The following is a 13,586-nucleotide window of genomic DNA, read 5'->3' as shown; positions in this document are numbered from 1 at the left end:
AATAAGTGGGCAGCAGGATAGAGATTTAACTGGCTAATGCAGCATAAGTATCGCAACGGCAGATTGTGCATACGCAGTCGCAGCCAAACCGCAGAATGCATTTTATATATGCCGTTGCGCAATTTCTTGCCGGATGTGACGGCTCGGTAACTGCGCAGTTGCCGGCTCACACCACTTTTAGTTTGGTGTAGTCTGGATTGGCTGATGGATAGGTCAGCCGCATTTTTTCCAGTGCGTCCACCAATATGCTGGCGATTGCCAGGTTGCGGTGAGTTTTGCTATTGGCCGGGATCACATACCAGGGGGCATGATCGGCATCGGTTTCCTGGATCGCCTGTTGATAGGCTTTCTGGTAATCGGCCCAATATTGCCGTTCCGCCAAATCATTGGGGTCGAATTTCCAGTGTTTGTCGGGGTCGCTAATACGTTCTTCCAGGCGCTGCTTTTGCTCTTCTTTTGAAATATGCAAAAAGAATTTCAGCAGCACCGTCCCGCTCTCCGTCAGCATGCGTTCGAAATCCCGGATCTGAACATAACGACGCTGGCATTCCTTCTCGTCAATCCAGCCATGCACGCGGCTAATCAGCACATCCTCATAATGGCTGCGATTGAAAATCACGATTTCGCCCTGTCCCGGCACTTCCTTGTGGATACGCCACAGGTAATCATGCTCACGCTCGTTCTGGGTGGGCGCCTTGAATGCAACGCTGCGTATCCCGAGCGGATCGATCAGGCCGAACACACCGCGCACCGCGCCATCTTTGCCGGAGGTATCCATGCCTTGCAGCACGACCAGCAATTTGCGCTCACGGGCAGCATAAAACACGTCCTGGTAGCCGGCTATGCGCTCGGCCAGCTTGACTACCTGCAGTTTGTCCTCGGATTTGTCATTCGCTTTCCCCGCCGGCGCCAATGGCTTGTTGGCGGCGTCGGCATCATGCAAGTCCAATTTTTTCTTGGCGCGAAACAATTCACAGACATTCATTGTGTTCCCCGATTCAAATAAATTGCTGCGTCAACCTTGATGCAGCGATCCACCACCACCTGCAATCCGGCCGCACGTGCCTTGGCCGCCGCCGGCTCGTTGTTGATCCCCATCTGCATCCATAACACCTTGGCACCGATAGCGATGGCAGCGTCTGCGATCGGAGGGATATCGGCCGATTTGCGGAAACAGTCGACGATATCGATTCCGACTCCTTCTGCCCGCATGGCAGCAGCAGCTTCATCTAGCGTTGCATAGCAAAGCTCTCCCAGTATGTAAGTGCCCGCTAACAGTGGGTTGACTGGAATGATTTGGTAGCCGTAGGCCTGCATGGCGCCTGCTACTTCGTGACTGGGACGGGTGCTCTTGGCTGACAGACCAACCACGGCGATGGTGCGATTCTGGGCAAAAAGATGCTGAAAATTAATCCCTTTTGCCTGTTTTTCGGGAGGTTGCATGGCGACTAATCCTGTATAAGCAAGAGATTGGCAAGGCTGACCACAAAAACCTTTCGAAAAAAATGAAAGGCAGCCAAAGCTGCCTTTCATTTTACTGCTAACGCCACAGGGTGGCGATTAGCGTTTTTGACGCAATTTTTGGATTGTCGCCAACTGCGCAATCGCAATGGCGAGTTCGATCTGCGCCTTTGCATAGTCAATTTTGGATTCTCTATTGACCATCGCTTCTTCAGCCAGCTTTTTCGCTTCCGTTGCCTGGGCTTCATCCAGGTCGGCACCGCGAATCGCGGTGTCGGCCAGTACTGTAACCACATTCGGTTGCACTTCCAGGATGCCGCCAGCTACGAAGACGTATTCTTCTTCGGCCCGGTCAACCATCTTAATGCGCACCGCACCCGGTTTGATGCGGGTAATCAGCGGAGTATGTTTGGGATAAATTCCCAACTCACCCGATTCGCCCGGCAACGCGACGAATTCGGCTTCGCCGGAGAAGATAAGCTCTTCGGCGGAAACAACGTCAATGTGAATTGTGTGTGCCATGTTAGAACCTTCTCATTCATCAAAGACCGATAGATGGCAGGCGGTCTGTGTACCCAACGCAACGTCGGCCACAGATACCGCACTGCCAGGCGATTAGTTCATCTTTTTCGCTTTTTCGATCGCTTCTTCGATTGTGCCAACCATGTAGAACGCTTGTTCCGGCAGGTGATCCAGTTCGCCGGATGCGATCATCTTGAAGCCCTTGATCGTATCTTTGAGCGAAACGTACTTGCCTGGGGAACCGGTAAATACTTCAGCAACATGGAACGGCTGCGACAGGAAGCGCTGCATCTTGCGTGCCCGTGCCACCAACTGCTTGTCTTCCGGTGCCAGTTCGTCCATCCCCAGAATCGCGATAATGTCGCGCAATTCTTTGTAGCGCTGCAAAATGCCTTGCACGGCACGAGCGGTGTCGTAATGCTCTTGACCCACCACTTGTGGATCCAGCTGACGCGAAGTCGAATCCAGTGGATCAACCGCTGGATAAATACCCAAAGAAGCGATATCGCGCGACAACACCACGGTCGAATCCAAATGGGCAAAAGTAGTCGCAGGAGAAGGATCGGTCAAATCATCGGCAGGCACGTACACGGCCTGGATCGAGGTAATCGAGCCAGTTTTCGTTGATGTAATACGCTCTTGCAGTCGACCCATTTCTTCGGCCAGCGTAGGCTGGTAACCCACGGCAGAAGGCATCCGGCCCAGCAACGCGGATACTTCGGTACCCGCCAGCGTGTAGCGGTAGATGTTATCGACGAAGAACAGCACGTCCTTGCCTTCATCGCGGAAGCCTTCAGCGATAGTCAGGCCGGTCAGCGCAACGCGCAGGCGGTTGCCCGGCGGCTCGTTCATCTGGCCGTACACCATCGCTACCTTGTCGAGAACGTTGGAATCCTTCATCTCGTGATAGAAATCGTTACCCTCGCGAGTACGCTCACCGACGCCGGCAAACACCGACAAGCCCGAATGCTGCTTGGCGATATTGTTGATCAATTCCATCATGTTGACGGTCTTGCCCACTCCCGCGCCGCCGAACAGGCCAACCTTGCCGCCTTTAGCGAACGGACAGATCAGATCAATCACCTTGATGCCGGTTTCGAGCAAATCCTGCGATGGTGACAAATCATCATAAGCCGGAGCTTTACGATGGATCGATGCGCGCACCTCGCACTTGACCGGACCGGCCTCGTCAATCGGGTTGCCAAGCACATCCATGATGCGACCCAAAGTGCCGACGCCAACCGGCACCATAATCGGCTTACCGGTGTTTTGCACCATCATGCCGCGGCGCAGGCCGTCGGAAGTTCCTAGTGCAATGGTACGGACGATGCCGTCGCCAAGCTGTTGCTGCACTTCCAAAGTCAGGGCAGCGCCTTCCATCGTCAGCGCGTCATAAATCTTGGGCATCGCGTTGCGTGGAAATTCTACGTCTACCACTGCGCCGATACACTGAACGATTTTGCCATCAGCCATTTTCGTTCCTTCAAATAGTTAAATTCGTTTCACGCTTGCGCGCTATTAAACCGCAGCCGCACCGGCGACGATCTCGGAGAGTTCTTTGGTAATTGCAGCTTGGCGGGTCTTGTTATAGACCAGCTTGAGCTCTTTAATGACGTTACCTGCATTGTCGCTAGCCGACTTCATCGCCACCATCCGGGCCGACTGCTCGGAAGCGATATTTTCAGCCACAGCCTGATAAACCAAAGCCTCGACATAACGCACCAGTAATTCATCGATCACAGTCGCGGCTTCCGGCTCATAGATGTAATCCCACGAATGGGCATCCTTATCGCCTTCCAGCTTTTCGGCCGACAACGGCAGCAATTGCTCGATCGTCGGCTCCTGCTTCATCGTGTTGATGAATTTGGTATAACACAGGTAAACCGCATCCAGACTACCTTCCTGGTACGCATCCAGCAATACTTTCACCGGGCCGATAAGTCTTTCAAGATGCGGCGTATCGCCTAGCTGCACCGCGTGCGACACCACTTTAGTGCCGATACGGTTGAGGAAGCCAAAACCCTTGTTGCCGATCGCCGTAGCCTCGATACCGACACCCTGCGCCTCAAACTCTTTGAGCTTGGCGGTAACCGCGCGCAGTACGTTGGTGTTCATGCCGCCACACAAGCCCTTGTCGGTAGTAACCACGATGAAGCCCACCTTGCGGGCGGCTTCTGTCTTGACCAGGAACGGGTGCTTATATTCCGGATTGGCTTGCGACAAATTAGCTGCGATATTACGAATCTTGTCACTGTAGGGACGGGCCGACCGCATCCGATCCTGCGCTTTGCGCATTTTGGAAGCGGCGACCATTTCCATCGCCTTGGTGATCTTTTTCGTATTCTCTACACTATTGATCTTGCCACGTATCTCTTTGCCTGAGGCCATGAGTATTCAGCTCCAGTTAGGATTAATACGCGCCGGATTTTTTGAAATCAGCAACTGCGGCAGACAACGCAGCTTCGCTGTCTTTGTCGAGTTGCTTGGTTTCTTCAATCTTGGCGAGCAGCGCTGCATGACTGGTTTTCAGGAAGCTATGCAGTCCGGACTCAAATGGCAGCACCTTCTTGACTTCGATATCATCGAGGTAACCTTTGTTGACTGCGAACAGGGTCGCCGCCATCAAGGAAATCGGCTGCGGCGAATACTGTGCCTGCTTCAACAATTCGGTTACGCGTGCGCCGCGATCGAGTTGTTTGCGCGTGGTTTCGTCGAGGTCGGAAGCGAACTGTGCAAATGCGGCCAGTTCGCGGTACTGCGCCAGATCGGTACGAATACCGCCAGACAGGCCCTTGATGACCTTGGTCTGTGCCGCACCACCAACCCGCGACACCGAAATACCGGCATTAATCGCTGGACGGACACCGGCGTTGAACAACGAAGTTTCCAGGAAAATTTGGCCGTCGGTAATCGAAATCACGTTGGTTGGCACGAAAGCGGAGACATCGCCAGCCTGGGTTTCGATAATCGGCAAAGCTGTCAGCGAACCGGTTTTGCCGGTGACTGCGCCATTGGTGAACTTCTCGACGTAAGCGATATTGACACGCGCTGCGCGCTCCAGTAAACGGGAGTGCAGGTAAAACACATCGCCGGGATACGCTTCACGACCTGGCGGACGGCGCAACAGCAAGGACACCTGACGGTACGCTACCGCCTGTTTGGACAGGTCATCGTAGACGATCAACGCATCTTCGCCACGGTCGCGGAAATATTCGCCCATCGCGCAACCGGAATAGGCTGACACATATTGCATCGCGGCCGATTCAGACGCGGAAGCGGCAACCACGATGGTGTACTCCATCGCGCCATGCGCTTCCAGCGAGCGCACAATGTTCTTGATAGAAGAGGCTTTTTGGCCAATCGCAACATAGATACAGGTAACGCCCTGACCTTTTTGATTGATGATGGCGTCAATCGCCACTGCCGTTTTACCGGTTTGACGATCGCCAATGATCAATTCACGCTGGCCACGGCCGATCGGCACCATCGAATCAATCGACTTCAGGCCAGTTTGCATCGGCTGCGAAACGGACTGACGCGCAATAACACCTGGGGCGATCTTTTCGATTGGAGCGGTAAGTTTGGCGTTGATCGGGCCTTTGCCGTCGATCGGCTGGCCCAGCGCGTTAACTACACGGCCAAGCAACTCAGGACCGATAGGCACTTCCAGAATACGGCCAGTGCATTTGACTGTGTCGCCTTCGGAAATATGCTCGTAGTCGCCCAGAATCACTGAGCCGACCGAGTCACGTTCGAGGTTCAGCGCGAGGCCGAATGTGTTGCCAGGAAATTCCAGCATCTCGCCTTGCATCGCGTCGGACAGACCGTGAATGCGGCAGATACCGTCGGTAACGGAAATAACCGTACCTTGATTGCGAATCTCAGCACTGTCGCCGAGCCCTTGAATGCGGCTCTTGATCAGTTCGCTGATTTCAGACGGGTTGAGTTGCATACTAACTCCTAATTATGTTCTTGCTGCTTACTCTCTGGCTCAAGCCGCGATTAAGCGGTCAAGGCGGCTTGCATCTGCTGCAGCTTTGCGCGTACTGAGGTGTCCAGCACTTCATCTCCGACCATCACCCGCACGCCGCCGATCAACGATGAATCCACCGTGACGGTCGGGCGCAGCTTGCGGCCGAATTTCTTCTCCAGCGTCGCGGTCAATTCCTGCACCTGAACATTCGTCAATTCAAATGCACTGGTGATTTCGACGTCGGCAGTGCCTTCATCGGCGTTTTTGAGGTCATCGAATTGGACTGCAATTTCCGGCAACAGAGTCAGACGTCCGTTATCGGTCAATGCACCAATAAAATTTCTGGCTTCCTCGTTGACAGGAGATTTCAGCACGGACAAGAACGTGGCAGCGATTTGTTTTGCTGAAACATTCGGGTTGTGCGCAAGAGCCTGAACATCAGCGATAGCCGCAACTTGCGCCATCTCGGAAAGACGTTCCGACCAGGCCGACAGGTTGCCGTCTTTCGCGACGCGAAACAGCGCCACTGCATAAGGACGAGCGATGGTTGCGAGTTCAGCCATGATTACAGCTCGGTTTTCAATTGGTTCAACAAATCAGCATGTACCGACGCATTAACCTCGCGCTTGAGGATTTGCTCGGCACCCTGAATCGCAAGGGTCGCAACCTGGCCACGCAATTCTTCGCGTGCTTTCGTAGCCTGCTGGTCAGCATCAGCCTTGGCTGCCGCGATGATCCGCGCAGCTTCGTCAGAGGCATTTTTTTTGGCTTCCTCGATGATCAGTTGGCCGCGTTTTTCTGCTTCTGAAATGCGTTTTTGACCCTCATCACGTGCAGCAGCAAGCTCTATTTGCACATGCTTTTCTGCCGCTTGCATCTCAGCCTTGCCGCGTTCTGCAGCTGCCAAGCCATCCGCGATTTTCTTTGCGCGCTCATCGAGCGCTTTCATCAGTGGCGGCCACACGAATTTCATCGTGAAGAACGACAGGATGAAGAAAACCACGAACTGAGCAAACAATGTTGCATTAATGTTCACGGTTAATCCCTTATCTAAATGATTCTTTCCAACAGCATGATGCTATCGGCAGGAAAAGGACGTCGGTTATTTAACGAACGGATTTGCAAAAGCGAACAACATGGCGATACCAACACCGATCAGGAACGCAGCATCGATAAGACCAGCCAGCAGAAACATTTTAGTTTGCAAAGTATTCATCAGCTCAGGTTGGCGAGCAGATGCTTCCAGATATTTACCACCCATGATGCCAATACCGATACAGGCGCCGATAGCACCCAAACCAATGATCAAACCGCAAGCCAGTGCAACCAAAGCGACGTCAGTCATGACAATTCCTTCAAAGTTAAAGTTAATTCAAAAATTTTCAAAGCGAAAAAACGGACTTACTCATTACAACAATTTCAATGCTTCTCATGCGCCTGACCGATATACACCAGCGTCAACATCATGAAAATGAAAGCCTGCAATAGAACAATCAGAATATGGAAAATAGCCCAAATCGAGCCGGCAACCACCTGCCCCAAGAAACCGAACGCAGTTGCCATCCCACCCAGCAGAGCAATCAGCAGGAACAATAATTCGCCTGCATACATGTTGCCGAACAGCCGCATGCCTAAGGATAGAAATTTGGCTGCGAACTCAATCAAATTGAGCAACAGATTGAACGGCGCCAGCCAGATACCAAACGGAGCAGCAAACAATTCGTGAATAAAGCCACCCAGGCCCTTGATTTTCAAGTTATAGAAAAGCATCAATACCAACACGCCCAGCGCTATGCCCAAAGTCCCATTCAGGTCAGCGGTTGGCACTACACGGTGATAAGGAATGACGCTATCGAGACCGACCAGCTTGAAAAAACTGGAGAACAGGTCAACCGGTAGGAAATCGAGTGAATTCATCAGCAAAACCCAGACGAACACTGTCAAGGCCAGCGGAGCAATGAAAGAGCGGTCACCATGTACGATGGCCTTGGCCTGATCGTCGACCATCTCTACCACCATTTCGACAAAGGCCTGAAAACGTCCCGGCACGCCGGAACTGGCCTTGCGTGCCGCCAGGTACATCAGCAAACTACCAGCTACGCCGGCAAAGATGGACCAGAAGAGGGTATCCATATTAATTATGGAAAAGTCAACGATCTTTTCTTGATGCTGTGTGGAGAAGTGGCCCAAATGGTGGACGATGTACTCTTTTGCGGTAGGCACATGCCCTGCTTGTTCTGCTACGCTCATGGTCGATGTCTAAATAGTAGGATAAAGTAACTTTTAAGCACCACGATGAAGCCGCCTAAAAAAGCGGGCCAGTTGACATCACGGTACAACCAGACGACGGCCCCGAACAGCGCCATCGTTGAAGCAATTTTGATAAACTCGCCGATAAAGAACGCCATCGGATCTGTCCCGCCGGGTCTGCGTGCTGCCAGGAACAAGCGTAGCGCGAACAAGCCGTTTGGAACAACACAACAAAGACCACCCAATAGTGCGGAAAAAGCTGCTGAGATACCGCACAGCAAACCCGCTATGAGTGCAACCAGGACTGTTGCCATTATTTGCAGCATCACAATGCGCGCCATGCTTACCTCTATCCTGCATTCACATTATGCATTTGCCGCAATGCCGAAGCAGTAAAATGGTTGGGCGCAATTGCTTCCGGTGTTATACCTTCCAAAGCCACGGAATTATAAGTGCTACTACGTAACGCGTCAAACTTTGATGGTACGGAATTGCGATTTGGTTTTATATTATTTTGGTGAATGGCGCTTTATTCACGAGGTTAATACTCAATATATTTGCGTATTTTGTAGTATTTGGCCTGGTATATTTTGAGTGCTTTTTAAATTAATAATTCCCCCACGACAGTTGCAAATAAATCAAAATATTTTTATTATTATAAATCTGCAGGGTATATCAAAGAACATCCAACTTTTCTCTTTTATCTAGCGAACTTATATAAATACAGTTACCAGTATTAAATAATTACGGATAATGCCTGAGCCGCCAGTAGCGACTACTGCTCAACTGCGTAAGCGTGCCAGCAAGCCATCCAACGCGTCTAAATTGGCAAAATCGATAATAAGCTGACCGTGGTTTTTAACGCTGCTCTTGATCGTGACCGCCATCGCCAGCAGATCGGACAACTCCTCTTCTAGCCGGATAATATCGCGCGATTTTTCCCGAGTTTTTCCATTCCCTTGCTGGACTTCAGATTGCGCCAATACCGTGCGTTGCACCAGTTTTTCTGCCTCTCGTACCGACATGCGCTTAGCCACAATAGCGTTTGCCAGTGTGATCTGGGTCGCAGCGTCGACTGCCAGCAAAGCGCGCGCATGGCCCATATCGATATCGCCGGCCATCAACATGGTTTGCGCCGCTTGCGCCAGATTCAACAAGCGCAACAGATTTGAAACTGCACTGCGCGAACGCCCCACCGCACCAGCCGCCTGTTCGTGGGTGAAATCGAATTCGCTAATCAGACGATGAATTCCTTGCGCCTCTTCCAGCGGATTGAGGTCTTCGCGCTGGATGTTTTCAATCAGAGCCATAGCCGCGGCAGCCTGATCGTCGACTTCCTTGATCAGTACTGGGATGGTGTCGAGCCCGGCCAGCTGCACCGCACGAAAACGCCGTTCACCAGCGATAATTTCAAATTTTTCCGCTCCATTTTCGCGCCCGATTCGACGCACTAAAATCGGCTGCAGAACGCCCTGCTCTCTGATCGAGGAGGCAAGTTCATCCAGTGCGCCCTCATCCATGCGAGTGCGCGGCTGATACTTTCCGACCTGCAATTGCGTTACAGATAGAACGGAAGGGATTCCGACCGCAGAGGATTGTGGATCAGGATCATTCAAGCCACCCAGTAAGGCGTCGAGGCCACGCCCCAGGCCTTTTTGTTTTTTCGTCGCCATAATTGCTCTTTACATTAATTTTATGCGTTCAACCAGCTCTGTGCCAAAAGCGATATACGCTTGAGCTCCTTTCGAGGCGGGATCGAAGTTAACCCCGGGCACCCCGTAGGAAGGCGCTTCAGCCAACCGCACGTTGCGCGGGATGATGCTTTTGAAAACTTTGTCGCCGAAATGCTGCTCAAGCTGGGTCGAAACTTGTTGCGACAAGGTCATGCGCGGATCGAACATCACCCGCAGCAGACCGATAATGCTGAGGTCGTGATTTAGATTTGCATGTACCTTTTTGATGGTATTAACCAAATCTGACAAGCCCTCCAGCGCATAATATTCGCACTGCATCGGGATGATCACGCCATGCGCGGCACACAGCCCGTTCAAGGTCAGCATCGACAGTGCCGGCGGGCAGTCGATCAGGATGAAATCATATTCTGCAGCGACCAGCGCCAGTGCCACCTTCAGACGTTTTTCTCGGTTTTCCAGTTCGACCATTTCTACTTCGGCTCCGGCCAACTCCCGGTTGGCAGGCAGCACATCGAACTTCCCAGTTTCGGAAACCAGCCTTGCCGCAGCCACATCGGCCATGCCAAGCAGCACTTCATAGACCGAGGTACCCAACTTGGCTTTGTTGATGCCGGCACCCATGGTTGCATTGCCCTGTGGATCGAGATCGACCAACAACACGCGCTGGCCGATTTTTGCCAAGCCGGCGGACAAATTGACCGTGGTGGTGGTTTTACCGACCCCGCCCTTTTGATTCGCGATACAGAAAATTTTTGCCATGGGGTCGCTTTAGTTAATCGTCAATTTGACGCCGAAACCGGTCAGGGCCAGAGTGACCACGAACATCCGCAGCGCAAGGATAAAACCGGGGTATTGCGTTATGCCGCACATAAATCTTTTAATCCAGTATTTTTGGGGATGAGCCCGGCAATGCCAACTCAATCGGTACTGCGCTCAATAAAAACCAAATGCCGCTGCGCCTGCAAGCTTGGCACGGTCAGTGCACGGACTTCCCGCACTACCCAACCGGCCGGCAAACGCGACAATTCCTGTTGCGGATTTACGCCTTTCATTGCGATGAAACGGCCACCCGGTGCCAGTAAATGCTCAGACCAGTTGATGAAGTCAGCCAACTCGGCGAAGGCGCGTGATGTGATTGCATCGAACTTGTGCGCCACCTGCAATTGCTCCACCCGTGCAGTGTGGACGGTTACGTTGTCTAAACCGAGCTCAACCTTGGCTTGCGTCAGGAACGCAGTTTTTTTGTGTACCGTATCGATCATTGCGACCTGCATGTCAGGGCGTGCAATTGCCAGCACCATGCCAGGCAAGCCGCCGCCGGCGCCAACATCCAGAACATTTTTTGCGTCGTCAAAAGCCGCAACGGCAGCAAGCGAATCAAGCACATGCTGGACCACCATCTGAGCGGGGTCACGCACCGCAGTCAAGTTATAGACGGCATTCCATTTGATTAATAGCGCCAGATAATCTATCAGCAAGTCGATTTGTCGCTCGCTCAAGTCACATTGCAGTGTGGCTGCTCCCTGGGATAGCGCCTTTGTCAGGGTGATACGATTGAATACTTGCATGCCTTCCTCAAGCACTTGGCTGGATATCTGCCAGTGCGGCAAACTGGTTGTAGCCGCGCTTTTTCAGATGGACTAGCAACAGCGATATCGCGGCCGGCGTGATACCGGAAATACGTGAAGCCTGGCCCAGAGTTTCCGGACGCTGGAAATTGAGTTTTTGTTTGACTTCAATCGACAATCCATTGACTTCCAGATAATCGAATTGCGCTGGCAATATCAAATGCTCAAAATGGGCATGGCGCGTCACCTCTTTGGCTTGACGTTCGATATAGCCGGCATACTTGAGCTGGATTTCGACCTGTTCCTTGAGTTCTGCCTGATCTTCCTGCAGCGCCCCGAGCGCAGCCAAGCCCTGCCCTTCCAGTCCGACCAGAGTCATCAACCTGTCGTAGCTAATGTCTGGGCGTCGCAGCAGATCGGCCAGCGAATATTCGCGCTCTATCACCTTGCCAATTACCCGCACGGCTTCTTCATCGGCCAGCATGCGTGGGCTGATCCAGGTTGACTTGAGCCTTTGCAATTCCCGCGTGATTGTTTCGCGTTTTTGTTCAAACTGCGCCCATTGGGCGTCGCTGACGCAACCCAGCGTGCGACCGATTTCCGTCAGACGCATGTCGGCGTTATCCTCGCGCAAGCTCAGGCGATATTCGGCACGGCTGGTAAACATCCGGTATGGATCTTGCACGCCCTTGGTAACCAGGTCGTCCACCAGAACACCCAAGTAGGCTTGATCGCGGCCCGGAGTCCAGGCTGCTTTTTCCTGCACCTGCAAGGCAGCATTCAAGCCGGCCAACATGCCTTGCGCTGCGGCCTCTTCGTAGCCGGTGGTGCCATTGATCTGGCCGGCAAAGAACAAGCCTTGAATCGACTTGGTTTCCAGCGAGGCCTTCAGGCCGCGCGGATCAAAATAATCGTATTCAATTGCATAGCCGGGACGCAGGATGTGGGCGTTTTCCATTCCATGCATCGATTGCACCAACGCCAACTGGACGTCAAATGGCAGGCTGGTTGAAATGCCGTTTGGATAAAACTCGTTGGTGGTCAAGCCTTCCGGCTCCAAAAAAATTTGGTGCGATGTCTTGTCGGCAAAACGATGAATCTTGTCTTCGATAGAGGGGCAATAACGCGGTCCGACGCCTTCAATAACGCCGGTATACATCGGACTGCGGTCCAGCCCGGCACGGACGATGTCATGCGTGCGCTCGTTGGTGTGTGTAATCCAGCACGACAATTGGGCCGGATGCATGGCAACTGCACCCATCACGGAAAAAACCGGGATAGGATTCAAATCGCCAGCCTGCTCCTGCATCATGGAAAAATCGATGGTGCGTCCATCAATGCGCGGCGGTGTGCCGGTTTTCAGACGCCCTTGCGGCAGCTTCAATTCTTTCAGACGGGCCGACAGCGAAATTGCCGGCGGGTCACCAGCACGTCCGGCCGCATAATTATTCAGCCCCACGTGAATTTTCCCGTCCAGGAAAGTGCCTGCGGTCAGCACCACAGCACGGCTAAGAAAGCGGATGCCAATCTGCGTTACTGCACCAACCACGCGATCGCCCTCCACCATCAAGTCATCAACTGCCTGCTGAAACAACCACAGGTTTGGCTGATTCTCCAGTCTGGAGCGGATTGCCTGCTTGTATAAAATCCGGTCGGCCTGAGCTCGAGTGGCTCGAACTGCCGGGCCTTTGGACGAATTCAGGATGCGAAACTGGATACCGGCCTCATCGGTTGCGATTGCCATCGCACCGCCCATCGCATCGATTTCGCGCACCAGATGGCCCTTGCCAATGCCGCCAATAGATGGATTACAAGACATCTGGCCCAGGGTTTCTATATTATGGGTCAGCAATAATGTTTTTTGCCCCATACGGGCCGAGGCAAGCGCCGCCTCGGTGCCGGCATGACCACCACCGACGACAATGACATCAAATTCTTTGGGAAAATACATAATGCACTTCAAGGAGACGTGAGCAGAAGCAGAATTATAAGGTTTTTCAGTCACCAGCATTACCGCATTTAAATTTTTTACAGAAATTGGCATATCCTGTTTCACGTGGAACAATGCATATCTGCCTGTGATATTGATTGACGGTATGTTTCACGTGGAACGAAGCA

15 protein-coding genes are annotated in these 13,586 nt (G+C 52.6%); all 15 read right to left on the bottom strand.

Going from position 1 to position 13,586, the window contains the following annotated elements; genetic code table 11:
- Positions 1–166 precede the first annotated feature (166 nt).
- The gene (locus tag FKCLFG_RS16650; protein ID WP_472614176.1) at positions 167–985 is read right to left on the bottom strand and encodes a PPK2 family polyphosphate kinase; all 819 of its coding nucleotides are present in this window, start codon (positions 983–985) and stop codon (positions 167–169) included.
- Positions 982–1,533: a CoA-binding protein gene (locus tag FKCLFG_RS16645; protein ID WP_472614175.1), complete on the bottom strand. Its 552-nt coding sequence runs from the start codon at positions 1,531–1,533 to the stop codon at positions 982–984. Before FKCLFG_RS16645 ends, FKCLFG_RS16650 begins: the two co-directional genes overlap by 4 nt.
- A gap of 27 nt (positions 1,534–1,560) precedes the next feature.
- Positions 1,561–1,983: a F0F1 ATP synthase subunit epsilon gene (locus FKCLFG_RS16640; RefSeq protein ID WP_472614174.1), complete on the bottom strand. Its 423-nt coding sequence runs from the start codon at positions 1,981–1,983 to the stop codon at positions 1,561–1,563.
- Positions 1,984–2,076: 93 nt separating this feature from the next.
- Positions 2,077–3,456 carry a F0F1 ATP synthase subunit beta gene (gene atpD, locus FKCLFG_RS16635; RefSeq protein WP_472614173.1) on the bottom strand — a complete coding sequence of 460 codons (1,380 nt, stop codon included), beginning with the start codon at positions 3,454–3,456 and terminating at the stop codon, positions 2,077–2,079.
- A gap of 45 nt (positions 3,457–3,501) precedes the next feature.
- Positions 3,502–4,371: a F0F1 ATP synthase subunit gamma gene (gene atpG / locus FKCLFG_RS16630; RefSeq protein ID WP_472614172.1), complete on the bottom strand. Its 870-nt coding sequence runs from the start codon at positions 4,369–4,371 to the stop codon at positions 3,502–3,504.
- A gap of 22 nt (positions 4,372–4,393) precedes the next feature.
- Positions 4,394–5,935: a F0F1 ATP synthase subunit alpha gene (gene atpA / locus FKCLFG_RS16625; protein ID WP_472614171.1), complete on the bottom strand. Its 1,542-nt coding sequence runs from the start codon at positions 5,933–5,935 to the stop codon at positions 4,394–4,396.
- 50 nt (positions 5,936–5,985) lie between these two features.
- The gene (locus FKCLFG_RS16620) at positions 5,986–6,519 is read right to left on the bottom strand and encodes a F0F1 ATP synthase subunit delta (RefSeq protein ID WP_472614170.1); all 534 of its coding nucleotides are present in this window, start codon (positions 6,517–6,519) and stop codon (positions 5,986–5,988) included.
- A gap of 2 nt (positions 6,520–6,521) precedes the next feature.
- On the bottom strand, positions 6,522–6,992 hold the full coding sequence (locus tag FKCLFG_RS16615; protein ID WP_472614169.1) for a F0F1 ATP synthase subunit B: 471 nt from the start codon (positions 6,990–6,992) through the stop codon (positions 6,522–6,524).
- Between the two features lie 66 nt (positions 6,993–7,058).
- Complete coding sequence (atpE, locus tag FKCLFG_RS16610; protein ID WP_472614168.1) at positions 7,059–7,301, bottom strand: F0F1 ATP synthase subunit C; 243 nt, start codon at positions 7,299–7,301, stop codon at positions 7,059–7,061.
- Between the two features lie 74 nt (positions 7,302–7,375).
- A complete protein-coding gene (atpB, locus tag FKCLFG_RS16605) occupies positions 7,376–8,206 on the bottom strand; it encodes a F0F1 ATP synthase subunit A (RefSeq protein WP_472614167.1) in 831 nt (276 codons plus the stop codon).
- Entirely contained in the window at positions 8,203–8,547 is a 345-nt protein-coding gene (locus FKCLFG_RS16600; RefSeq protein WP_472614166.1) for an ATP synthase subunit I, read from the bottom strand. The genes atpB and FKCLFG_RS16600 overlap by 4 nt, the downstream gene beginning before the upstream one ends.
- Positions 8,548–8,988: 441 nt before the next feature.
- Entirely contained in the window at positions 8,989–9,879 is an 891-nt protein-coding gene (locus FKCLFG_RS16595; protein ID WP_472614165.1) for a ParB/RepB/Spo0J family partition protein, read from the bottom strand.
- A 9-nt stretch (positions 9,880–9,888) separates the two neighbouring features.
- Complete coding sequence (locus FKCLFG_RS16590; protein WP_472614164.1) at positions 9,889–10,659, bottom strand: ParA family protein; 771 nt, start codon at positions 10,657–10,659, stop codon at positions 9,889–9,891.
- A gap of 158 nt (positions 10,660–10,817) precedes the next feature.
- Positions 10,818–11,468, bottom strand: coding sequence for a 16S rRNA (guanine(527)-N(7))-methyltransferase RsmG (gene rsmG / locus FKCLFG_RS16585; protein WP_472614163.1), 651 nt, complete (start codon positions 11,466–11,468; stop codon positions 10,818–10,820).
- A gap of 7 nt (positions 11,469–11,475) precedes the next feature.
- Positions 11,476–13,419, bottom strand: coding sequence for a tRNA uridine-5-carboxymethylaminomethyl(34) synthesis enzyme MnmG (mnmG, locus tag FKCLFG_RS16580; protein ID WP_472614162.1), 1,944 nt, complete (start codon positions 13,417–13,419; stop codon positions 11,476–11,478).
- Positions 13,420–13,586: the final 167 nt, after the last annotated feature.

Source organism: Gelidimonas denitrificans (genome assembly GCF_055694065.1).
This window is presented reverse-complemented; position numbering and strand designations above follow the sequence as displayed.